Annotated in this window: 21 protein-coding genes, 1 pseudogene and 1 riboswitch; of the genes and pseudogenes, 10 read left to right on the top strand and 12 right to left on the bottom strand. The window is 73.4% G+C overall.

Annotated elements, in window-relative coordinates; genetic code table 11:
• Positions 1-36 precede the first annotated feature (36 nt).
• Entirely contained in the window at positions 37-852 is an 816-nt protein-coding gene (locus ACT2CW_RS06020; RefSeq protein WP_445515800.1) for a crotonase/enoyl-CoA hydratase family protein, read from the bottom strand.
• The gene (locus tag ACT2CW_RS06015) at positions 849-2,495 is read right to left on the bottom strand and encodes an acyl-CoA dehydrogenase family protein (protein WP_182469166.1); all 1,647 of its coding nucleotides are present in this window, start codon (positions 2,493-2,495) and stop codon (positions 849-851) included. The genes ACT2CW_RS06020 and ACT2CW_RS06015 overlap by 4 nt, the downstream gene beginning before the upstream one ends.
• A gap of 102 nt (positions 2,496-2,597) precedes the next feature.
• Here ACT2CW_RS06015 and ACT2CW_RS06010 point away from each other — a divergent pair, with 102 nt between their 5' ends.
• On the top strand, positions 2,598-3,338 hold the full coding sequence (locus ACT2CW_RS06010; RefSeq protein ID WP_138910778.1) for a PaaX family transcriptional regulator C-terminal domain-containing protein: 741 nt from the start codon (positions 2,598-2,600) through the stop codon (positions 3,336-3,338).
• Between the two features lie 60 nt (positions 3,339-3,398).
• Here the strand turns inward: ACT2CW_RS06010 and ACT2CW_RS06005 are convergent, their stop codons facing one another.
• The 3 genes from ACT2CW_RS06005 to ACT2CW_RS05995 all read right to left on the bottom strand — a co-directional run bounded on the left by ACT2CW_RS06005 (position 3,399) and on the right by ACT2CW_RS05995 (position 6,751).
• Positions 3,399-4,403 carry a LacI family DNA-binding transcriptional regulator gene (locus ACT2CW_RS06005; RefSeq protein ID WP_445515799.1) on the bottom strand — a complete coding sequence of 335 codons (1,005 nt, stop codon included), beginning with the start codon at positions 4,401-4,403 and terminating at the stop codon, positions 3,399-3,401.
• 58 nt (positions 4,404-4,461) lie between these two features.
• Positions 4,462-5,499 carry an acyl-CoA dehydrogenase family protein gene (locus ACT2CW_RS06000; protein WP_445515798.1) on the bottom strand — a complete coding sequence of 346 codons (1,038 nt, stop codon included), beginning with the start codon at positions 5,497-5,499 and terminating at the stop codon, positions 4,462-4,464.
• Positions 5,500-5,560: 61 nt separating this feature from the next.
• Positions 5,561-6,751: an acyl-CoA dehydrogenase family protein gene (locus tag ACT2CW_RS05995; protein ID WP_445515797.1), complete on the bottom strand. Its 1,191-nt coding sequence runs from the start codon at positions 6,749-6,751 to the stop codon at positions 5,561-5,563.
• Positions 6,752-6,823: 72 nt separating this feature from the next.
• Here ACT2CW_RS05995 and ACT2CW_RS05990 point away from each other — a divergent pair, with 72 nt between their 5' ends.
• The 8 genes from ACT2CW_RS05990 (at position 6,824) to ACT2CW_RS05955 (ending at position 13,562) form a co-directional block, all read left to right on the top strand.
• Positions 6,824-7,612: an SDR family oxidoreductase gene (locus tag ACT2CW_RS05990; protein WP_385204934.1), complete on the top strand. Its 789-nt coding sequence runs from the start codon at positions 6,824-6,826 to the stop codon at positions 7,610-7,612.
• A 114-nt stretch (positions 7,613-7,726) separates the two neighbouring features.
• Positions 7,727-8,365 (top strand): TetR/AcrR family transcriptional regulator, encoded by a 639-nt coding sequence (locus ACT2CW_RS05985; RefSeq protein ID WP_164430802.1) that lies wholly within the window; start codon positions 7,727-7,729, stop codon positions 8,363-8,365.
• 24 nt (positions 8,366-8,389) lie between these two features.
• Positions 8,390-9,547, top strand: a complete 1,158-nt coding sequence (locus ACT2CW_RS05980) for an acetyl-CoA C-acetyltransferase (RefSeq protein WP_164430780.1) — start codon at positions 8,390-8,392, stop codon at positions 9,545-9,547.
• 152 nt (positions 9,548-9,699) lie between these two features.
• Positions 9,700-10,122 (top strand): septal ring lytic transglycosylase RlpA family protein, encoded by a 423-nt coding sequence (locus ACT2CW_RS05975; RefSeq protein WP_164430778.1) that lies wholly within the window; start codon positions 9,700-9,702, stop codon positions 10,120-10,122.
• 13 nt (positions 10,123-10,135) lie between these two features.
• Positions 10,136-10,771 carry a cell wall protein gene (locus ACT2CW_RS05970; protein ID WP_445515796.1) on the top strand — a complete coding sequence of 212 codons (636 nt, stop codon included), beginning with the start codon at positions 10,136-10,138 and terminating at the stop codon, positions 10,769-10,771.
• Positions 10,768-11,628, top strand: a complete 861-nt coding sequence (locus tag ACT2CW_RS05965) for a MauE/DoxX family redox-associated membrane protein (RefSeq protein WP_445515795.1) — start codon at positions 10,768-10,770, stop codon at positions 11,626-11,628. Before ACT2CW_RS05970 ends, ACT2CW_RS05965 begins: the two co-directional genes overlap by 4 nt.
• A 150-nt stretch (positions 11,629-11,778) precedes the next feature.
• Positions 11,779-12,651, top strand: coding sequence for a YihY/virulence factor BrkB family protein (locus tag ACT2CW_RS05960; RefSeq protein WP_164430773.1), 873 nt, complete (start codon positions 11,779-11,781; stop codon positions 12,649-12,651).
• 167 nt (positions 12,652-12,818) lie between these two features.
• The gene (locus ACT2CW_RS05955) at positions 12,819-13,562 is read left to right on the top strand and encodes a Mut7-C RNAse domain-containing protein (protein WP_445515794.1); all 744 of its coding nucleotides are present in this window, start codon (positions 12,819-12,821) and stop codon (positions 13,560-13,562) included.
• Positions 13,563-13,758: 196 nt separating this feature from the next.
• On the opposite strand, the gene ACT2CW_RS05950 is transcribed toward ACT2CW_RS05955, so the two are convergent.
• The 5 genes and pseudogenes from ACT2CW_RS05950 to ACT2CW_RS05930 all read right to left on the bottom strand — a co-directional run bounded on the left by ACT2CW_RS05950 (position 13,759) and on the right by ACT2CW_RS05930 (position 19,596).
• Positions 13,759-16,068, bottom strand: coding sequence for a caspase, EACC1-associated type (locus ACT2CW_RS05950; protein WP_445515793.1), 2,310 nt, complete (start codon positions 16,066-16,068; stop codon positions 13,759-13,761).
• A complete protein-coding gene (locus tag ACT2CW_RS05945; RefSeq protein ID WP_445515792.1) occupies positions 16,065-16,496 on the bottom strand; it encodes an effector-associated constant component EACC1 in 432 nt (143 codons plus the stop codon). Before ACT2CW_RS05945 ends, ACT2CW_RS05950 begins: the two co-directional genes overlap by 4 nt.
• Positions 16,497-16,654: 158 nt before the next feature.
• A pseudogene (locus ACT2CW_RS05940) lies at positions 16,655-16,857 on the bottom strand (transposase); the annotation flags it as partial.
• Between the two features lie 120 nt (positions 16,858-16,977).
• The gene (locus ACT2CW_RS05935; RefSeq protein WP_445515791.1) at positions 16,978-17,823 is read right to left on the bottom strand and encodes a glutathione S-transferase C-terminal domain-containing protein; all 846 of its coding nucleotides are present in this window, start codon (positions 17,821-17,823) and stop codon (positions 16,978-16,980) included.
• Positions 17,824-18,167: 344 nt separating this feature from the next.
• Positions 18,168-18,314: riboswitch (SAM riboswitch) on the bottom strand.
• Between the two features lie 133 nt (positions 18,315-18,447).
• A complete protein-coding gene (locus ACT2CW_RS05930) occupies positions 18,448-19,596 on the bottom strand; it encodes a PP2C family protein-serine/threonine phosphatase (RefSeq protein ID WP_445515790.1) in 1,149 nt (382 codons plus the stop codon).
• Between the two features lie 85 nt (positions 19,597-19,681).
• On the opposite strand from ACT2CW_RS05930, the gene ACT2CW_RS05925 reads away from it, so the two are divergent.
• Positions 19,682-20,470, top strand: coding sequence for an Fpg/Nei family DNA glycosylase (locus ACT2CW_RS05925; protein ID WP_445515789.1), 789 nt, complete (start codon positions 19,682-19,684; stop codon positions 20,468-20,470).
• 81 nt (positions 20,471-20,551) lie between these two features.
• Here the strand turns inward: ACT2CW_RS05925 and ACT2CW_RS05920 are convergent, their stop codons facing one another.
• Positions 20,552-21,535: a CU044_5270 family protein gene (locus ACT2CW_RS05920; protein ID WP_445515788.1), complete on the bottom strand. Its 984-nt coding sequence runs from the start codon at positions 21,533-21,535 to the stop codon at positions 20,552-20,554.
• Positions 21,532-22,119 carry an RNA polymerase sigma factor gene (locus ACT2CW_RS05915; RefSeq protein WP_164430764.1) on the bottom strand — a complete coding sequence of 196 codons (588 nt, stop codon included), beginning with the start codon at positions 22,117-22,119 and terminating at the stop codon, positions 21,532-21,534. The genes ACT2CW_RS05920 and ACT2CW_RS05915 overlap by 4 nt, the downstream gene beginning before the upstream one ends.
• Between the last annotated feature and the right edge of the window lie 66 nt (positions 22,120-22,185).

Below are 22,185 nucleotides of genomic sequence, written 5' to 3'. Positions count from 1 at the left end.
GGCGAGGCCGCCCCCGGCCACAGTCGGCCCCGCCGGTCACGGCTCGCCGAAGCTCCCGTGCCGTCCCGCGCCCGCCGCGAACCGCGCCGCCCCGTCCAGCCCCTCGGCCAGCGCGGCCTGACCGTGGCGCAGCTCCCGCGCCATGGCCTCGTCCTCCGGCAGCCCCTCCTGCTCCAGCAGCGAGGCCCGGTCCGAGCGCAGACACGCCTGCGGAAAGCGGGCGATCCCGGCCGCCAGCCGCTCCGCCTCGGCCCGCGCCCGCCCCGGCGGTACGACGCGGTTGGCGAGCCCGATGGCGTACGCCTCGTCCGCCGGCACCGGCCGTCCCGTCAGCACCAGGTCCATCGCCCGGCTCGCGCCGATCAGCCGTGGCAGCCGCACCGTTCCGCCGTCGATCAGCGGGACGCCCCAGCGGCGGCAGAACACCCCGAAGACCGCGTCCTCCTCGGCGACGCGCAGATCGCACCAGAGCGCCAGCTCCAGCCCGCCCGCCACCGCGTGCCCGCTGACCGCCGCGATCACCGGCTTGGACAGCCGCAGCCGGGTGGGCCCCATCGGGCCGTCGCCGTCCTCGGCCACCCGGTTGCCGCGCGGTGTGCCGACCGCCTTCAGATCGGCCCCGGAGCAGAAGGTGCCGCCCTCGCCCCACAGCACCGCGACCCGCGCCTCGGGGTCGGCGTCGAAGGCGCGGAAGGCGTCGGCCAGCGCCATGGCGGTGGCGCCGTCGACGGCGTTGCGCATATCGGGGCGGGCGAGCACGACCGTGGTGACCGGCCCCGCCCGCTCCGTGCGAACCGTAAGGCGCGCACCGGCCGCGTCGTCCGGCCCGTCCGCGCCGTCCGTGGGCGTCACCGCGCGTCTTTCGGGCGGGCCCGCTCCAGGATCGGGCCGGTGTCGGTGCCGGGCGGCAGGGTGCCGAAGGCGTGCCCCCAGTCCCCGTCGAGCCGTGAGGCGCAGAACGCGTCGGCGACCGCCGGATGGCTGTACCGCACCAGCAGGCTGCCCTGGAGCACCAGCGTCATCTGCTCGGCCAGCCGGCGCGCCAGCAACTGCGCCCGCTCGGGGTCGGTGAGCTGTGGCAGCAGCCCGCGCAGCCGGTCCACGGCCGCGTCCAGCCGGGCGTCCGCCCCGGCCGCGGCGTCGACCTCGGCCAGGAACGCCTCCAGGGCGCCGTTCTCCCGGCCCAGCGCGCGCAGCACATCGAGCGCCGCGACGTTCCCCGAGCCCTCCCAGATCGACAGCAGGGGCGCCTCGCGATACAGGCGCGGCATCCCGGACTCCTCCACATAGCCGTTGCCGCCCAGGCACTCCAGGGCCTCGGCGGCGTGGGTGGCGCCGCGCTTGCACACCCAGTACTTGCTCACCGCGAGCCCCAGCCTGCGCAGCGCCGCCTCGCTCTCGTCCCCGCCCTCCGCGCGGTCCAGGGCGGCCGCGAGCCGCATCGCGAGGGTGGTGGCCGCCTCCGACTCGACCGCCAGGTCGGCGAGCACATTGCGCATCAGCGGCTGGTCGACCAGCTCGGCCCCGAACGCCCGGCGGTGCTCGGCGTGGTGCAGCGCCTGCCGCAGCCCGGCCCGCATGCCAGCGGCCGAACCGATGACACAGTCCAGCCGGGTGACGTTGACCATCTCCACGATGGTCCGCACCCCGCGGCCCGGTTCGCCGACCCGCCAGGCCAGGGCGGACTCGTACTCGATCTCGGCCGACGCGTTGGAGCGGTTGCCCAGCTTGTTCTTGAGCCGCATCAGCCGCAGCGGATTGCGGCTGCCGTCCGGCAGCACCCGGGGCACCAGGAAGCAGGTGACCCCCTCCTCCGTCTGGGCCAGCGTCAGGAAGACATCGCTCATCGGCGCGGAGGTGAACCACTTGTGGCCGGTGAGCACATAGCGGCCCGCACCGTCCGGCACGGCCCGGGTGGTGTTGGCGCGGACGTCCGAGCCGCCCTGCTTCTCCGTCATCGACATGCCCGCGATCAGGCCCCGCTTGCCGAGCGGCGGGCGCAGCCCGAAGTCGTAGGTGCGGGCGGCCAGCAGCGGCTCGTACACGGCGGCGAGCTCCGGCTCGGCACGCAGCGCCGGGACCGCGGCGTACGTCATGGAGATCGGGCAGCCATGGCCGGGCTCGGCCTGTGCGAACGCGTAGAACTTGGCCGCGCGCACCAGATGGGCGCCGGGGCGGGTCTCGCTCCACGCCGCCGCGTGCTGGCCGCTCTCCACGGCGACGCCCATCAGCTGGTGGTAGGCGGGGTGGTACTCGACCTCGTCGACGCGATGGCCGTAGCGGTCGTGGGTGTGCAGCACCGGGGGGTGCTCCTCGGCCATCCGCGCCCAGTCCTGCACCTCGGCGGAACCGGCCCGCGCGCCCAGGTCCCGCACCTCCTGTTCGCCCCAGCCGCCGTCGTGCCGCCGCAGGGCCTCCAGCAGGGCGGGGTCGTCCGCGGTGCTGAAGCCGATGAGCGGCGGGGCCTGGTTGAGGACCTCGTGCGTGGCGCTCATGGCAGACATCTCCTCGTTCGCGGTGGGCTCCCGGGTCCGGCCCGGCCTTACACTTCCAGTATGCGCGACGAAGAACTGTAATGGATAGGGTTTCGCGTAACCATGGACGACACCGGAACGCTCACCCTGCGGCCGCTGACCGCGCGCTCGGTCGTGCTCAGCACCCTGCTCGGTCTCCACCCGCCCCAGCTGCCCGCCCGCGCCCTGGTGCGGGTCGGCGCGCTCTTCGGCACCGCCGAGGGCACCATCCGGGTCGCGCTCACCCGGATGGTCGCCGCCGGTGACCTGGAGCAGAGCGATGGCACCTACCGGCTCACCGACCGGCTGCTGGCCCGCCAGGCGCGGCAGGACGAGAGCCGGGCCCCGCGCACCCGCCGCTGGGACGGCGCCTGGGAGATCGCGATCGTCACCTCCGACCGGCGCGAGGCGGCCGAGCGCGCCGCCCTCCGCCAGGCCATGGCCACCCTGCGCCTGGCCGAACTGCGCGAGGGCACCTGGATGCGCCCCGCCAACCTCGTCCACCCGCGCCCGGACGTCGCCGCCGAGCAGTGCGGCTGGTTCACCGGCGCGCCGGAGGGCGATCCGGCCGAGCTCGCCGCGCGCCTGTGGGACCTGGGCGGCTGGGCCCGCCAGGCCCGGCTGCTCGGCGCGGCGCTGGACGACGCGGAGGAACCGGCCGACCGCTTCACCGTCGCGGCCGCCGCCCTCCGCCACCTCCTCGCCGACCCCGTCCTCCCCGCCCGGCTCCTGCCGGAGGACTGGCCGGGGGCGGAGCTGCGCCGCCGCTACGACGCCTTCGAACGCGACTTCCGGGCGTGGCTGCCGCGGTACGCGGGCGGTTGACCACGGCGGGCGGCCGACCACGATGGCGTCCCCCGGCGGAAGACGCCGCCCCGCGCCCGGCTACGCCGATTCGCGGATCACCAGCTCCGTCGGGAGGACCAGCGCCGGTTCGATGCTCTCCCCGGCGGTCAGGCGCAGCAGCTGGCGGGCCAGGCGGCGGCCGATGCCGGCTATCGGCTGGCGCACGGTGGTCAGCGGGGGCTCGGTGTAGCGCGCGGGCTCTATGTCGTCGAAGCCGACCACCGCCACGTCGTCCGGCACCCGCCGGCCGGCCCGGCGCAGCTCCCGCAGCACCCCGATCGCCATCAGATCGGAGGCCACGAACACCGCGTCCAGCCGGGGCTCCCGGTCCAGCAGCTCCCGCATCGCGACCGCCCCCGACTCCTGGGTGAAGTCCCCGACCGCGACCCGCTCCGCGAGCCGCGCCCCGTCCAGCGCCGCCCGGTAGCCCGCGAGCCGGTCGATCCCGGCGACCATGTCCTGCGGGCCCGCGACCGTGGCGATACGGGTGCGCCCGGAGCGGATCAGATGCTCCACGGCCAGCGCCGCGCCCGCCGCGTTGTCCACCCCCACGTACGGCGGCGACGCCGGGCCCGGCACCCGCTCGTTGCAGACCACCGGGATGCCCATCCGGGCGAGCGCGGCGGGCAGCGGATCGGCGCCGTGCATCGAGGCGACCATGACCCCGTCCACATGGCGGGCCAGCGCGAAGCGCTCGATGCGGTCACGGCTGGCGGCGGAGCGGGCCATCATCAGCACCAGCTGCTTGTCCGCGGCCTCCAGCTCCTGGCTCACCCCGCGCACCACGCCCGGGAAGAACCGGTCGTCGGAGAAGACCCGGCCCGGCTCCTCGGGGAGCACCAGCGCGAAGGAGTCGGTGCGCTGGGTGACCAGGCTGCGGGCCGCCTGGTTGGGGATGTAGCCGAGCTCCTGGATGGCGCTCAGGACCGCCTCACGGCTGTCCTCACCGACCTTGGGCGAGCCGTTGACGACACGGGAGACGGTGGCGCGCGAGACACCCGCGCGCCGCGCCACGCTCTCCAGGGTGGGCCGGGGCCGGTGCATCCGCGCATACCTCGCTGTTCGATCGACTATGGGTCGATACAGCATGGATCAAGACCGGTCAGGGCGCGAGGACGCGGGCGCGGCAAACCGACGGGGAACCCCAGGCGGAGCGCAGTGCGCGGGCCTTGCGGATCCACAGCGAGAGCTCGTACTCGTCGGTGTAGCCGAGCGCGCCGTGCAGTTGGAGGGCGGTGCGCGCCGCCGTGTACGCCGCCTCGCCGGTGGCCACCTTCGCCGCCGCGACCTCCGCGCGGACGTCGCCCGTGGACCCCGACGCGAGCGCGCCGCCCGTGGGCCCGGACGCGAGCGCCACCGCGGCCCCGTACAGCAGCGGCCGGGCGAACTCCAGGCCGATGAGCGCGTCCGCCAGCCGGTGCTTCACCGCCTGGAACGAGCCGATCGGACGGCCGAACTGGGTGCGCTGTCGGACGTACGCCGCGGTGCGCTCCACCAGCGCGAGCCCGGTGCCGAGCGACAGCGCGGCCGTGGCGAAGGCGGCCCAGTCCGCGGCGCGTGCGGCGGCCGCGGCCACGGCCGGGCCCCGGGCGAGCAGCTCACCGCCGGGCAGCGGCCTGGCCAGCCGCCGGGCCGGGTCGAACGAGGGCTGGACCGGCCCGTGCCCCGGGGCCAGCCACAGCTCCTCGCCCGCGACGGCGAAGACGGCGTCGGCGGCGTCCGCGTCCAGCGCGTACGGTCCGCCGTCGGCCGCCGCGAGCGTCACCAGCGCCCGCCCGTCGGCGATCCGGGGCAGCCAGTCCCCGGCCACCTGTCTGCTCCGCGCCGTGCCGCCCTCGGCGAGACCGGCCAGCAGCACCGCGGCGGCGGCCGTCTCGGCCAGGGGCCCCGGCACGGCGTGCCGCCCCGCCGCCACATACGCCACGCCCAGCTCGACGGGCAGCGGCCCGACCCCCTCGTACGCCTCCGGTACGGCCAGCCCGGTCACTCCGGCGTCGGCGAGCCGCCCCCACACCGCGCGCCCCGGCGCGTGCTCGCCGCGCCCCCAGGCCCGGACGGCGTGCGGTGTGCCGGCCGCGCCGAGCATCCGGTCCAGGGTGCGGCCGAAGTCCGTCTGCGCCTGATCGAGCATGAACCTCATCCGGGGATCCCCTCGTCAGCCACCGGGCCCGTCACCAGCCAATGAGTTCGTCACCGGGGCCTCACCGGCGTCCCTTCGGCAGCCCCAGCAGCCGCTCGGCGATGATGTCGCGCTGGATCTCGTTCGTGCCCGCGTAGACCGGGCCCGCCAGCGCGAAGGTGTAGCCGTCGGACCACGGGCCGGGCGCGTCCGGGTCGTCGGCGGCGTCGGACAGCTCGCCGTGGGGGCCCAGCAGGTCCAGGGCCGTCTCGTGGAGGGCGATGTCCAGCTCCGACCAGAAGACCTTGTTCAGGCTGGACTCGGCCCCGAGCGAGCCCCCGGCGGCCAGCCGGGAGGCGCCCGCGCAGGCGAAGAGCTCATACGCGCGGGCGCCGATCACGGCGTCCGCGACCCGGTCGCGCAGCGCGGCCGCCTCGGTCCCCGTATCGCTCCCGGCCCCGTCCGCCCGCGCCCGCCACAGCGCCACCAGGCGCCGCGCCGCCGCGGTGAACCGGCCGGGGCTGCGCAGGGTCAGCCCGCGCTCGTTGCCCGCCGTGCTCATCGCGATGCGCCAGCCCTGCCCCGGCTCGCCGATGACGTCCTCGTCGGGGACGAACACCTCGTCCAGGAAGAGCTCGGCGAAGGCGGGTTTGCCGTCGAGGCGGCCGATGGGGCGTACGGTCACACCGGGCGCGTCCAGGGCGAACATCAGATACGTCAGCCCCCGGTGCGGTGCGTCCGCCGCCGGATCGCTGCGGAACAGGCCGAAGGCCCGGTCGGCGAAGGCGGCCCGGGACGACCAGGTCTTCTGGCCGCTCAAGCGCCAGCCGCCGTCGGTGCGGCGGGCGGTGGAGCGCAGCGAGGCGAGGTCGGAGCCCGACTCGGGTTCGGACCAGGCCTGGGCCCAGATTGTCTCGCCGCGCGCCATCGGCGGCAGGATCCGGTCGCGCTGCTCGGCGCTGCCGTGTTCGAAGAGGGTGGGGGCGAGCAGGCTGATCCCGTTCTGGCTCACCCGGCCGGGCGCGCCCGCCGCGTAGTACTCCTCCTCGAACAGCAGCCACTCGATCACCGACGCGCCCCGGCCGCCGTACTCCTCGGGCCAGGTCACCGCCGACCAGCGGTCCGCCGCGAGGGTGCGCTCCCAGGCGCGGTGCGCCGCGAACCCCTCGGCGGTCTCCAGGGAGGGGAGGGGAGCGGCGGGGGTGTGGGCGGCCAGCCACCGCCGGGCCTCGGCCCGGAACGCCGACTGCCGCTCGGTGAGATCGAGGTCCATCGGCCCAGCACCTCCTCCATCAGCGCCGTCGGCGGGTTCCCTAACAAGTGTTTGGTAGGTTACCGTGGCGTCGTGACGGACAACAAGGCGCCGTACGTCCCCGGCCACGGCCTCCTTACCGGTCGCACGGCCGTCATCACCGCCGCCGCGGGCACCGGAATCGGCGGCGCCACGGCCCGCCGGTTCCTCGAGGAGGGCGCGCGTGTCGTCCTCGGCGACGCCCATGAGCGCCGGCTCGAGGAGACGGTGGCCACGCTCGCCGGGGAGTTCGGCGAGGAGCGGGTCGCCGGACGCGTCAGCGATGTGACCGACGAGGCCCAGATCGCCGCGCTGTACGACCTCGCCGAGGAGCGCCACGGACGGCTGGACGCGGTGGTCAACAACGCCGGGCTCGGTGGCACCGCCCTGCTGACCGAGATGACCGACGAGCAGTGGGACAAGGTCATCGACGTCACCCTGAACGGCACGTTCCGCTGCACCCGCGCCGCGCTGCGCCGGATGAAGGCGGGCGGCCACGGCGGTGTCGTGGTCAACAACGCCTCGGTCGTCGGCTGGCGCGCCCAGGCCGGTCAGGCCCACTACGCGGCGGCCAAGGCGGGCGTCATGGCGCTCACCCGCTGCGCCGCGGTCGAGGCCGCCGCGTACCGGGTGCGGGTCAACGCGGTCTCGCCGAGCCTGGCCATGCATCCGCATCTGGTGAAGGTCACCACCCCCGAACTGCTCGCCGCGCTCACCGAGCGCGAGGCCTTCGGCCGGTACGCCGAGCCCTGGGAGGTGGCCAACGTCATCGTCTTCCTGGCCAGCGGCTACTCGTCGTACATGACGGGCGAGACGGTGTCCGTGAGCAGCCAGCACCCATGAGGCGAGAATGAGAACGTGCCGAATTCCACCAGGAACCGCGCTTCCACCGGAAACAGCGCGAAGAACAGCGAGAAGAAGAACCGCGAGAAGAAGAACAGCGAGAAGAAGCCGACCGTGACCCCGTCTCCCGAGCGACGGCGCGAACTGCTCTCCACCGCGGCGGAGGTCTTCGCCGCCCAGGGGTACAACGCGACCACCGTCCGCCGGATCGCGGACGAGGCGGGGATGCTCGCGGGCAGCCTCTACTACCACTTCGACTCCAAGGAGTCGATGGTCGACGAGATCCTCTCCACCTTCCTGAACGAGCTCTGGGCCGGGTACGACGAGGTGCTCGGCGCCGGACTCGGCCCCCGGGAGACCGTCGAGGCACTCGTCACCGAGTCCTTCCGGGAGATCGACCGGCACCGCGCCGCCGTCGCGATCTACCAGAAGGAGTCCAAGCACCTCGCCACCCAGCCGCGCTTCCGCTATCTCAGCGAATCGCAGGGGCGGTTCGAGCGGGCGTGGCTGGGCGCGCTGGAGCGCGGAGTGGCCGAGGGGGCCTTCCGCGCCGACCTCGACATCCGGCTGGCATACCGCTTCCTGCGCGACACGGTGTGGGTCGCCGCCTCGTGGTACCGGCCGGGCGGCCGGCACAGCCCCGAGGAGATCGCCCGCCAGTATCTGTCGATGGTCCTGGACGGCATCACTCCGCGAGAAGGACAGACACGCCGGGACCGGACTGAAGACACAACGACCGTAAGACCGTCATGACCTGAGGGATCTCAAGGAGCTGCCATGCCCGAGGCATACATCGTGGAAGCGGTAAGGACGCCGGTGGGGCGGCGGAAGGGCGGGTTCGCCTCCGTCCACCCCGCCGACCTCGGCGCCCATGTCCTGCGCACGCTGATGGAGCGCTCGGGCGCCGATCCGGCCGCCGTCGAGGACGTCGTCTTCGGCTGTCTGGACACCGTGGGCCCGCAGGCCGGGGACATCGCGCGCACCTGCTGGCTGGCCGCCGGGCTCCCGGAGGAGGTCCCGGGCGTGACCGTCGACCGGCAGTGCGGCTCCTCCCAGCAGGCCCTGCACTTCGCCGCGCAGGCGGTGCTCTCCGGCACCCAGGACCTGGTGGTCGCGGGCGGGGTGCAGAACATGTCGATGGTGCCCATCGGCTTCGCCAGCGGCCGGGCCGGTGAGCCCCTCGGGCTGACCGAAGGCCCCTTCGCGGGCTCGGAGGGATGGCGGGCGCGCTACGGCGACCGGCCGGTCAGCCAGTTCTACGGAGCCGAGCTGATCGCCGAGAAATGGGGCATCACCCGCGAGGCCATGGAGGAGTTCGCCCTGAGCTCGCACCAGCGGGCGCTGCGCGCCATCGACGAGGGACGCTTCGACCGCGAGACCGTCCCGTTCCGGGACGTCTCGGTCGACGAGGGGCCGCGCCGGGACACCAGCCTGGAGAAGATGGCCGCGCTCAAGCCGCTGATCGAGGGCGGGCGGCTCACCGCCGCGCTCTCCTCGCAGGTCTCCGACGGCGCCGCGGCCCTGCTGCTCGCCTCCGAACGGGCCGTACGGGAGCACGGCTTGACCCCGCGCGCCCGGGTGCACCATCTGTCGGTGCGCGGCGAGGACCCGATCCGGATGCTGTCCGCGCCCATCCCGGCGACCGCGCACGCGCTGAAGAAGACCGGGCTGACCATCGGCGACATCGACCTGGTCGAGATCAACGAGGCGTTCGCCCCCGTCGTCCTGGCCTGGCTGAAGGAGACCGGCGCGGACCCCGAGCGGGTCAACGCCAACGGCGGCGCTATCGCCCTGGGCCACCCGCTCGGCGCCACCGGCGCCAAGCTGATGACCACCCTCCTGCACGAACTGGAGCGCACCGGCGGCCGCTACGGCCTCCAGACGATGTGCGAGGGCGGGGGCCAGGCGAACGTCACGATCGTCGAGCGGTTGTGAGGACCGCGGCCACCGACTCGACGGACGGAGTCCGGCGCATCGCCGAGCGGTTGTGAGGACTCCGACCGGACGCCTTCCCGTGGCGACCGGGCCCGGCTCCGCGGATGATGGTGCTGCTCCGAGGGCGGGACCGAGGCCGGGAGGACAGTGCCATGGCGTGCGGATCGACCAAGCTCTGGAACGGCGAGGCCACCTGGTTCTGTTGTGGCACCGCCTGGGGTCCATGCGCCTCCACGGGCGGCGGCGCATGCGGCACCTGCCGGTCCAGCGCCCTTCAGGCCGCCTGGCCCAACGCCTCCAAGGCGTGCTGGGACATCACCCGCCCGGACCTGTGCGGCGAGGACATACCCCGCCGCGGCTGCGGCTCGGTGATGAAGGTGCGCCACGACTGCTCGGGCGCGAGCGTCTGTGTCACCGTCAGCGACTGCGGCCCGCGCACCCGTAGCTTCTGCTCCGAGTCCACCTGCTGTGACGGGGTCTGCCGCACCAACCGGGTCATCGACCTCACCCCCGCCGCCTTCTCCGCCATCGGCAGCCTGAGCTCCGGCACCCTGCCGGTCTCCATCTTCGAATGAGGCGGGCCCGGCCATGAGCGCGTACCGAACCGGCGACCCCCTCGACCGCCGTCGCTTCCTCACCACCGCCGCCCTCCGCGGCGCCACCGTCATCGGGGCCACCGCCCTGGGCGCGGTGGACGCCGACGCCGCCTTCGCCGCGCCGATGCGCCCCCTGGACCCGGCGGTCGCCGAGAGCGCCTTCGCCGAGGGGCGGATCACCGCGATCAACGACGACGTCCTGGCGGTCGCGGGCTCCTACGGTGACCACTCCCGGGTGCGGGTCACGGGCGCCACCAGCGTCTGGAAGGCCCGGGCCACCACCGCGGCCGACATCGAGACCGGCGACGGACTCTACGCCCGCGGCGTCCCGCTGCCCGACGGCACCCTCGCCGCCGACGCGGTGTGGGTCAACATCGTGAACCTCGACGCCACCATCCGCGGTATCGAGAAGACCCGGCTGCACCTCGCCCACGGGCACCACGAGATCGTCGGCAACCTCATGGCGGAGACCACCAGCGCCGCGTACGGCACCGCCTCGCCCACCGCCGATCTGTCCCGGCTCACCATCGGGCAGAGCGCCCAGGTGCTGGGCGCGTGGCGGCCGTCCGACGGCTCCGTGGACCTCGTCCGGGTCACGGTCGCCCCCGGCGCGGGGAGGCGGCGGTGAGCGCCCTGGCCTGTGCCCTCGCCCCGCTGGTGCTCGCCGGGGTGCTGGGGCCGGCCGGTGCGGGCAAGCTGTTCGGCCGGGGCACCGCCCGGCAGGCGCCCCGTACCGCGCTCGCGCGGCTGCTGCGCGACGGCGGCCGGGCCGCGCTCGCCCTCCGCACCCTCGGCGCGGTCGAACTCCTCCTCGCCGCCGCGCTACTGGCACCGCCCGTCACCCCGCTCCCGGGAGCGGCGGCCGCCCTCCTCGGCGCGGGCTTCCTCGGCTACCTCGGCTACGCCCGCGCCGCCGCGCCCGGCTCCTCCTGCGGCTGTACGGCGGGCCGCGACACCCCCCTCACCTGGCGCTCCTTCGTCCGCGCCGCCGCGGTCCTCGCGGGCGGGGCCGCGGCGGCCCTGGCCCAGCAGCCCTGGTGGACCGCGGCGGCCCGCCGTCCGGCCGCGGCGCTGTGCCTGGTCCTGGCCGCGGCGGCGGCCCTGACGGCCCTCTCCGCCGATCCCGACCGCCGCTGGCGGATGCCGCTGCGCCGCCTGCGGCTGCGGATCACCGGCCATCCGCTCGCCGCGACCGGAGCGCGGACGGCGGTCCCGGTCGCCGCGACCGTCGAGCTGCTGGAGCGCTCGCGCGCCTGGCAGAGCGTCTCCCGCGTGGTGCGCTCCGCGCTGCTGGACCACTGGGACGACGGCGGCTGGCGCATCCTCCAGTTCGCCGGGGTGTACGGGGGCGGCCCGGCCGCGAGGCCGGTGCTGGTGCTCTTCGCGGTGGACGCCGGGGCCAGCCTCGACACGGTGCGCGAGCCCGCCGTCCGGGTCAGCGTCATCGACGCGGACAGCGGGGCCCCGGTCATGGCCACGGCGTGAGGCCCGCCGAGCGGGCACCGACGGAGACCCGGACACCGCACAGGTGTTCCGGGTGGGCGCCCGGCGGAGCTCCCGGCGGAACGTCACCACCCCGAGTAGCCTGGACGGCACTGCCCAGGTCGAGCCGGTGGCGCGAGTAGGGGAGTGGGTATGTCCGAGAATCGGTCCGCGTCCGGCTCCTCCCGAGGGCCCAGGTCCTGGCCCTGGTGGCAGCGGCTTGAGGACGCGTTCGACCGGTCCGCGATCGGACGCGGATGGCGCCGGGGCAGCGAATTCGAGCTGCTGCACCGCGCGATGGGCTTCGCCGCCCTGGGCTTTCTCACCCTGGTGCCGCTGCTGATCGTGGTCGCCGCGGCCGATCCGGTGAACCGGCTCGGCTTCGCCCAGTGGCTGGCCGAGGGCCTCGGGCTCACCTCGACCTCACGGGACGAGGTGCAGCGGCTGTTCTCCCCGCCCAAGCAGGCGCTGGAGTCCACCACCGCCTTCGGTCTGGCCACGCTGGCCATCTTCGGACTGCGCTTCGGCACGGTGCTCCAGGTGGGCTACGAGAAGGTGTGGGAGTTGCCGGCCGGCCGCTGGCACACCGTCTGGCGCCATCTGGTGTGGCTCGTGGTGCTGATCTGCTATCTGCTGCTCTCCGCCCATCTGGCCCCCGGCTTCTCCCGGGTACTGGTGGCGGTGCTGGGCACGCTGCTGTTCTTCTGGTGGTCGCAGTATCTGCTGCTCGGCGGGCGGATCAGCTGGGGCGCCCTGCTGCCCGGTGCGCTGGCCACCAGCATCGGGCTGCTGGGGCTGCGGGTCTTCTCCCAGCTGGTGTTCTCCCCGCTGATCGCCTCCAGCACGGTCTCCTACGGCCCGGTCGGCACCGTCCTGGTCGTCCAGTCCTGGCTGGTCGGCGTCGGCTACGTGGTCTTCGGCGGTGCGCTCGTCGGGCGGGTGCTGCACGAGGACTATCTGCGGATGGTGGCCTGGCGCCGCAAGCGGCGCCGCGACCGGGCCAAGGCGGCCGAACCGCCCCGGTGACGCCCCGGCCCGCACGCTCCTCCCCGGGACGGCCACCCGGTCAGGAGCTGCGCCAGGTGACGAGGGGCCACGACCAGGCCGCCGCCCGGACCGCGGCGCGTTTCCGCCACCGCCTGACCCCCGGAACGCCGTCGCCCCGGGCCGGGGGCGCCTGGCATGCTGGCGGTGTGAACGGACCCGAGATCCACGTCAGCCTCGCTCCCGAGCTGCGCTTCTTCGCCGTCCCCGAGCGGCGCCGCCCCTGGACCGCCGTCGTCACCGACGGCGTCTCCACCCTCGGCCATGTGGTCGAGTCGCTCGGGGTGCCGCTCACCGAGGTGGGAAGGGTGCTGGTGAACGGCGAGGAGGCCGCCGTCTCGCGGGTGCCGGGCGCGGGGGAGGCCGTGGAGGTCCAGCCGGTCGTCCGCCCCCAGCGGGTGCCGGGCGCGCCGCTGCGCTTCCTGCTCGATGTGCACCTGGGCACCCTCGCGCGGCGGCTGCGGCTGCTGGGCGTGGACGCCGCGTACGAGAGCGAGGACATCGGCGACCCCGAGCTGGCCGCGCGCTCCGCCGCCCAGCGCCGGGTGCTGCTCTCCCGCGACCGGGGGCTGCTGCGCCGCCGCGAGCTGTGGGCCGGGGCGTACGTCTACAGCGACCGCCCCGATGAGCAGCTGCGCGACGTCCTCGGCCGGTTCACCCCGAGCCTGGCGCCCTGGACCCGCTGCACCGCCTGCAACGGGCCGCTGGAGGACGCCGACAAGGAGACGGTCCGGGAGCGGCTCCAGCACGGCACCCGGCGCACCTACGAGGTCTTCGCGCGCTGCACGGTCTGTGAGCGGGTGTACTGGCGCGGTGCCCACCACGCCCGTCTGGAGGCCATCGTGGCCGAGGCGATGGGCGAGTTCGGCGACGCCCGGGCCGCGCTGTCCTGAACCGAGCCTCACGACGCCCTCTCGGGGTGCGATGTGTGGGATAACGGGCGATTTGCCGAGTGGGCGCCTCGGTGGCCAGCCTGTTCTGTGGGCGTCGCCGAACTCGTGTGTGGGGGGCGTCCGCGTGGCGGACCCGCCGGTCGGGGTCCGCGCAACAGAGCCAGGGCACGTGTCGCCCCGCTGGCACCGTCCGGCCTCACCCCGTGCGGGGCGGGAGGCATCCCGTTGGCTTCCCCTCGGGCCAGGCAACGCCGTTCAGGCGCGGGAGGGCGCTCTTCCCGTCGAGTGTGAGCACGGCGACGGCTTTGTTGTAGGGGTAGCCCTGGTCGTCGGGGCAGATCCAGCCGCTTGCCCCACGGACGGCCATCCGGCCATGAAGCCTACGCAACACGATTCCGACATCCGAGGTGCTGGGCAGCGAAGAGGATGCGGGCGCCGATGCGTGGATCGCTGCGATCGCGGTCAGGGCCGAGTCATGGACGGTGATCGTCTCCCCATCGGCCAGGTCGGGGGCTCCGATCTCCTTCGCCTGCCGCAGCGCGTCGTTCATCGCTCTTCTCGCGTCCGTCCTCTGCGCTTCAGTGCCCTCCTGGGGCGCCGTCTTGGCCCACATGTCTGGATGAGCGGCAGCGGTATACCGCACCGTGATGGATTGGCCCCGCAGTTTCCGGAGCAGCTCCCGCTCATGGGCTAGCTCGGTGGTGTCGCTGCCGCTGACTACCGTCACGTTCGGGTCTTTTCGGCATGCGCGATCCGTGAGTGCGGACAAAAACAGCCGTAAATGCGCAGGCCGCCCCGCGAAGAAGATCTCTTTGATACCAGCCTTCGGGGAGCAGATGCTGTCCACCATGTCACGGAACGTAGAGGAGCTGACGGGGGCTCGAGCGGACGACGAGTCGTAGGTGAGCCGACGCGGCAGTGGCTCCTGGGCCTTGTAGGCTTCCCGCAACCCTTCCACATAGGGGTCGCCGCGGCGCTGGTCCTCAACCAGAAGTCGTTCCTCGCGTTTTGGTGACGTCGAGAACGACGCCAACGCCCGCAGTTGGTCGCCCGCACTGGGCGAGGTCCAGGCCGTGTAGGGCGACGCTTCAGAAGCGCCGGAGGGCGGCTCCGGCGTGTAGCTCCCTCCCACCGTAGGCACTCCACGGGAGGCCAGGAATCTCACGGCATCGGCGATGTGCTTGTCTCCGGCGTCGAATCCCACGACGGCTCGTAGGCCATAGCGGGGATCATCCACCATGTCCAGGAGCTGACCAGCCAGTCGGCGCCACCCTCCTTCCGTCCTGCCGGGCTGTGCCAGGACAAGACGGATCGCAGGGACGAGTTCGCTCCTGTTGGCGCTGTGCTGGGCCATATAGGCGCCCTGAACCTGTTCGAGGATCCTTCGCCGGCCCTGCTCATCAGGGGCTGTCATCGGGGTCAGTAGGGCGATCGTCACGTGCGGCTTCTCCGCTGCTGCGTGGTTCTCCGCGGAGATGCGCTTGGAAGTCTGGTCCAGTTCAGGGGTGAAGACGATCGAACCATCAGAGACGCCGACACATTCATCACCCACCCGGGTGAGCCGCACGTCGCAGCTGAGCTTCGGGCGATCACTGCCGAGTCCGGCCGTGAGCAGTGCCGTGGCCGCTACCGCACCGATCACTCGGGCTTGTACCCGTGTGAGCGTCGGCCGCTGCCTGCGCCGCCGCCCCGGTGTATCGGCGGGGGCCACGGGCAGGGCCGGCGATGCTGGCGGTGGCGGTGGCGGTGGCGTCCAACGATTGTGGGCGAGCGCGATGGAGTGCCCGTCGTTTCGAGCGCGCTGCTGCGGAATGGGGCGGCGCGGTCGGGCATTCGCAAGCCTTCTGCGCACGTGCTGGAAGACCTCATCCGTGCGCAACAACTCCGAGGCCCCAGGGACGCCTGCCTCCAAGGCCGCCAGCAACTCGCCGGTGAAGGCGGTGTACGTCTCGCCGGGAGGCGCCAGGGCCGGAGCGGTCTTGGCGGCGGACGTCATGATGTAAGTGCCCTCGACCCGGGCCCTGTTCGCTACCACGTCGTCGGCGCCCATATAGCCCTTCAGCGCGCTGCCGCTGTAACAGCAGTCGAGGATGACGAGTCGGCTGCGGGCACGGCAGTTGGTCACGAGTTCGTGCCGAACGCGTTCGTAGTGGACCGCGCGATACAGACGCCTGTGGTCGGACCGAGGCACCGCGAGATGAAGCTCCCCGGACTCCGAAAGCAGCCCGTGCCCTGCGAAGTACACCAGCAGCGCGTCTTCGGCGGCAGTAGCCGCCGTATGGAGCGCGTCCAGCACGTCATCGCGCGAGACTGTGGGGGCATCGGGCCCGGACGGAGGAGGAAGGACCAAGCAGTGCTCTGCGGGCAGGTTCCACGAATGAGGAGAGGTGAGGATCTCCTGAAGCCTTCGCACGTTGTTGGCGACAGCCGGCAGGTCGTCCAAGGTGTCGTAAGAGGGGAAGCCGACAATCACCGCCCACGACCGTGCGGGGTCCGGCAGGCTCATCGACTGCCGTTCGGAAGACTGCTGCCGCCGTCCTGCCCCTCCCCAGCGGGGCGGGGATCTGTCTCAGGGCCGGAGGTGGTGGTTCGCGAAGCTGCCGCGGTCAGCTGCTCGACGACACGCTGGATCGTCTCCTGCGACGCATCGTGCAGGGTGAGGGAACCACCGGGGAACGTCACCGTAACGGCGGGAGCGGTAGGACGCGCGCCGCGCCAGGCCGCGTAGGCCAAGGCCACGTTCAGCGCCGTCAAACCATGCCCGACGACGAGGTTGATGATCTCGACGGCACCCATGGTGCCGGCGGACGGCACCGCGGAACCCAGACTGACATGGTCTTGCCGGAGAATGTCCTGATCCTCCCGAAGCCACCGATACAGGTCGAGGAGTACCTCCTCCTTGCCCATCGACTCAACCGTGATGCCGACCTGCATCGAGCCCTCCCGTCGTCGCCTCGCGCGTCCACGATAGGAATAATGCAGCATGAGATGCGCTTGGTGTGGGGGCGATCTCCAGGTCCATCGCCTCGCACACCTGCCGCGCACGCAGCGGCGCGGATCCGCCTTCCGCCGCGCATTCCCAACTTGGTGAGGTAGTACATCACCGCGCCACGCGGCGGCAGGTCGTGCGGAAGCAGGTCCCACTGGCAGCCGGTGCGGCCCTGGTAGAGGAGCGCATCGACGATCTCCCGCATCTCGTACCGGCCCTGGTGGCCGCTGACCGATTGGTGTGCGGCCTGCCGCGCGGCGATCACCGGCTCGATCAGTGCGTCTGGTAGGGCTTGCGTTCGCTCACGGTGTTCAGCCCAGCACGCCCATCCCCGCCGACCGGCGGGGATGCCGCAGTCCGACACATTCAGGTGACGGCAAATCGCTCATCAACCCACATGCCTCCCTCTCGGAGCACGACCCCCTCTCAAGGCGCCTCGGCCAGGCCGGCCTCCGGAAGCGTGGTGTGGAACGCCGGGTGGGCGTGCAGCCGCCGCACGTAGGCGCGCAGCCGCCCATGGCGGGAGACCCGGTCGGCCGCGTCGGCGTCCAGCAGGGGCCGGTGCTCGGTGTCGAGTTGGACCAGGGCCACCCACAGGTCCACATCGGCGGCGGTCAGCTCCTCGCCCAGGGCGTACGGCGCGGCCGTCAGCCCGCGGTCGAGCCGGCCGAGGGCGGTCAGCAGCCTCTCCAGCGCCGCGTCCCGGCACTCCGCCTCGGCGGCCGTCCCGGCCTGCCGGGCGGCGTCGGTGATGTCCGCGTCGAGCAGGTCCCGGAGGGCGTCGATGTCCGTGGCGAGGGCCGCCGGGCGCAGCCGGGGGCGTCCGGTCCCGCTGTCGTCGCTCAGATGGCCGGCGAGGTCGCGCAGGATGTCGGGCGTGTGATTGCTGACGACACGTCCGGTCCAGCCGTCGCACAGCGCGGGCGCGTCCACCGGTCCGCTGTAGCGGTGCCAGGTGGCCTCGTAGGCCCCGCGGAGCGCGGCGTACGCCTCGGGGGTGTCCTGCGGGAGCCCGACGAGGGTGGTGGCCACGGTGTCCCGCAGCCCGAGCAGATCGAGGGTGATGGAGACGCGCAGTGAGAGCGGACAGTTCGCGGAGAGGTAGAGCCGATAGCGATGCGGCACCGGATAGAAGCCACCGGCGAGGTCGACGCCGATGCGGCTGCGGAAGCGGTGCGGGGGCGCGGGCGGGGCGATCCGGGGGCGGGGTGAGCAGGGGTCGGGGTCGAGAAGAGCGGCAGGACCTGAACTGACCGGAAACGTCTCGGACATGGCTCTCCAAGGCAGTGACGGAAGCCCCGGCCACCGCCGGTCGAGGGCGGCGCCGGTGGCACGACGGAGGGGAAGCCCGCGCGGGGCACCCGCCGGGCGGGGCCGGGACACACCCGACCCCGGCGCGCGGGACCGCGCTCGGTGACCGTGTCGACTCGGGCCGACTCAGAGAGCTGGACTGGAGGCGCTACAGATGCGCAGCAGATCGATGTGCAGCCGTCTGGTCAGGAGGCGGAGCCGGCGGAGCGGGGACAACGGACGGGGACGCCGGCGGACGCCGTCCCCGTGGCTGTCGGTCCTGGGCATCTCCACCGATCCCATCATCGGGGGCTCGCGGGGCAGCGAGACCGCGCTTGTCCCGTCCACGCCGACGGAACCTGGTCGTCACCCGGGGGCACCCCGTCGCGGGAGAAGGGTTGCCTGTCAACGAGCCGGGGCCGATGACCCACCTGAGCGGGGGTTCCGCACGGTGGGCGCTGACAATCGTGACCGTCCCTGACAGTGTCGTCGCGCTCCGCGAGGGCGTCAACCCATGCCGGAGCGGCCAACACCGGCCGACCGTACGGCGGATGTACGGCGCCTTGGCACAACGGCCTCACAGGTGGCTCAACCGGCTCAACCGGCTCAGCGGAACGGCCGGTCCGCGCCGCCGGTGTCCCGCTCGATGAGGACCATGGCCGCGTCGTCCGTCAGCCGTCCCTCGGTGTGCCGGACCAGGGCGTGGCGCAGCCCGTCCAGGTACTCGGACGGGGTGGCGCAGTCCAGCGTCTCCATGGCCCGGTGCAGCGGAAAGAACTCGTCGCAGTCGTTGCGGGCCTCGATCACCCCGTCGGTGTGCAGCAACAGCCGGTCACCGGGCAGGAACGGAAAGGTCTCGACGCCGATCGCGGGAGGGCCGAGGAACTCCTCGAGGCCGAGCGGCGGCAGCGGGCGCGCCGGGTCCAGGGAGCGCACCTCGCCCTCGTGCATCACCAGGGGCGGCGGATGGCCGCGGTTGACCAGCTGCACCAGCGAATCGTCCGTCACCACTTGGGCGAGGAGCACGGTGACGAACTGCTCATCCAGCTCCCGCGGATCCTGTAGCTGGGAGCGGTCCAGCAGCTCGTACTCGCGCGCCAGCGCGGCCGCACAGCGGTGCATCACCTCGGCGAGGTCCTGCTCGTAGTGCACCGCCTCCCGGAAGGCGCCCACGACGGCCGCGGCGGACCGCACCGCGGCCAGCCCTTTTCCCCGCACATCGCCGACGATCAGCCGCACTCCGTAGCGGGTGCACATCGCCTCGTAGAGGTCCCCGCCGATCTGCGCACCGCGCTCGGCCGCCAGATAGACGCTGGCGGTGTTCACCACGCCCATCCGGGCGGGCAGCGGCCGCAGCACCACGTTCTGGGACACCTCGGCGATCCGGCGGATATGGGCCAGTTCGCGGTCCCGGCGCACCCGCACCGCGCAGGTCGCCACGCTCGCCACCGCCACCACCAGCAGGGCCAGCAGATTGGTGTACAGCTGCGGGGTGCCCCAGGCGTCGTTGTGGATGGCGGTGATCGCGCTGACCACGCCCGCCAGGACCGCCACCCCGCCGGTGCCGACCGGCCCCATGGTCACCGCCGCCAGCGCCGGCGCCGGGGAGAGCAGGGGGCCGGTGTAGAGGGTGTGCGCGGGGGAGAGCTCGATGCCGAGTACCGCCGCCAGGACCAGGAACGGCAGACACCGTGTGATCGCGAACAGGGTCTGGCTGCGACCGCTCACCCCAGGGGTGGCGCGCATGAATCGCATAATTGGGTACTTTATCCGATGAAGACCCCCGAACGGGGGCGCTCTCCACAGCGCGCGACGGAAGCCCCGGGCGTAGCCTGACGCTATGCCCGAACTTCCGGATGTCGAGGGGTTCCGGCGGACGCTCGCCTCCTGCGCCCAGGGCCGCCGCGTCGAGCGGGCGGAGGTGGCCGACCCGGGGGTGCTGCACGGGGTGACCGCGCAGCGGCTGAAGCGCGACCTCAAGGGCCGCCGCTTCGCGGCACCGCGCCGCCATGGCAAGTGGCTGATCGCCCCCACCGACGGGCCCACCGTCGTGCTCCACTTCGGCATGACCGGGCGGCTGGTCTGCGGGGCGGACTCCGAACCGGCCGGCCGGTTCCAGCGCGTCGCCTTCGACCTCGACGACGGCCACCGCCTCGGCTACGAGGACCAGCGCAAACTCAAGGGCATCTGGCTCGCCGCCACCGACGACGACATCGACCGGATCATCGGCGACCAGGGCCCGGACGCGCTCTCGCTGAGCCGGGCCGAGCTGGACCGGCTGCTGGAGGGGCGGCGCGGACGCGTCAAGGCCACCCTGACCGACCAGGCCGTGATCGCCGGACTCGGCAATCTGCTCGGCGACGAGATCCTGTGGCACGCCCGGATCCATCCGCAGCGGCCGGTGAACGCGCTGACCGACGGCGAGCGCGATGGGCTGCACAGCGCGCTGCGCGAGGTGCTGCGCGCCTCGGTGCGGGCGGGGCGGGTGCCGGACGACCCGGACTGGCTCACCGGGCGGCGCGACGATCCGGATCCGCACTGTCCCCGCTGCGGCAATCCGCTGCGCCGCGGCCGGATCTCCGGGCGGACGAGTCTGTGGTGCCCGCACTGCCAGCGGGAGGACGACTGACGGCCGACCGGGCCGGCCGCGCCCCCGCGTCCCGCCCGCCCCTCCCGCCGTGGCCGGTGGTCAGGAGATATAGGCCGGTGGTCAGGAGATGTAGGCCGTGTAGGACATCACATCGCCCGCCTTCACCCGGTACTCGGGATCGTCCCGGGTGAAGGTCTCCTCGATGTCCAGCACGCTGCCGTCGTCCGGGTCGAGGACGATCAGATAACGGCCCCCGGGGGTGCCGGTGAACCGGAAACCCTGCCCCTCCCGGCCGAGCCGGTCGGTGACCCTGCCCGCCGGGCGGAGCCCCTCGATCCCGGAGAGCAGGGTGACGATGTCCGCCCGCTGGCGCGGTCCCGGGATCCACACCGTGCGGAAGGACCCGATGGCCGAGAGCAGCTCTTCCGGGTCGCGGTCGGCGCCCGGGGACCAGACGGCGAGATACTCGCGCAGCGCGGAGGCACCGGCCGGGGGGTCCTCGAAGTAGCTCTGGTTGGCGCCGTTGATACCCGGTGGATAGTGCGCCTCGCTCAGCACCTTGCCGTCGTGGACCGTACGCGGCGGGGGACCGTCCTCGATCACCGGGCGGCCCGGATGGCGCGGATCGGTGGCCACCTCCAGCGTGGATCCGCTGCCGTCCGCGTTCCAGCGGGTCAGCCACTCCCGGGGCAGCGTCACCGCGTCCTCGCCCGACTTCATGCTCAGCGCCCAGCTCTGGTAGTGGCTGCCCCGCTCGCTCCTCCCCGGGGACTCCTCGGCCGCCGCCCGCGCCCGCCGGGCGATCTCGGCGAGCGATACGTCCGCCCGGGAGACATGCGCCACCAGCGGCAGCGGCCTGGGCGCGGCCACGGCGGGGGAGGAGCCGGTGCCCGAGACGGTCAGCGCCAGGGCGACGACCGTCGCGGCCGCCGCGGCGCCCAGGCTCCAGATCGCGCGCCGCCGGACGGTACGGCGCCGCCGGTCCCGGGACGGCAGCCGCCCCAGCAGCAGCTCGGCCCGCGCGTCCAGCGGCCGGTCCCGCCAGGGGCCGGTGTCGGCGGACACGGGGTTGGCCTCGCGAAGCAGATCCAGTTCGTCGGTCATGGCTGTCCATCCTTGTCGGCCCTGTCAGCGCTCCGGGCCCTGTCGCCCTTGCCGCTCGTGCACCCCAGTGAGATCCGGTCGTCCCGGCGCAGGGTCTCTATCTGCTCCCGCAGCCGCCGCCGCGCCCGGTGCAGCCGCATCGCCGCGGCGGACCGGCCGCACCCCAGCACGGTGCCGAGCTCCTCGACGGTCAGCTCCTCCCACGCCGTCAGCCGGAGCACCTCCTGGTCGGCCTCGGCGAGCCGGGCCAGCGCCTCCAGCACCCAGGAGCCCGGCCGCTCGGCGTCCGGGCTGGCCACGGTACGACCGCCGCGCGTCACCTCGTGGTGGCCCAGTTTGAGCAGCAGTCTGCGGTAACGGCCCTTGCCGCGCACGGTGTTGGCCAGACAGTGCCGGGCCACTCCGTACAGCCACGGCAGCGGTGACTCGGGCAGTTCGGCCCGGCGCCGCCAGGCCACCGCGAAGACCTCGGCGACCACTTCCTCGACGTCCCATGCCTGGTCGTCCAGCCGCCGTGCCACAAAACGGCTGACCGCCCAGTAATGCTCACGGTAGGCGGCGTCGAAGGCGTCGTCGGTGCTCATGATCCGAAGGTGTCCGGCACACCGCGGATCATCACACATCGCGGCGGGCAATTCCGACCGGCCGCC

This window comes from Streptomyces sp. NEAU-174 (genome assembly GCF_052665095.1).
The sequence above is the reverse complement of the archived record's forward strand: the minus strand, read 5'-3'. Positions and strand labels throughout refer to the sequence as shown.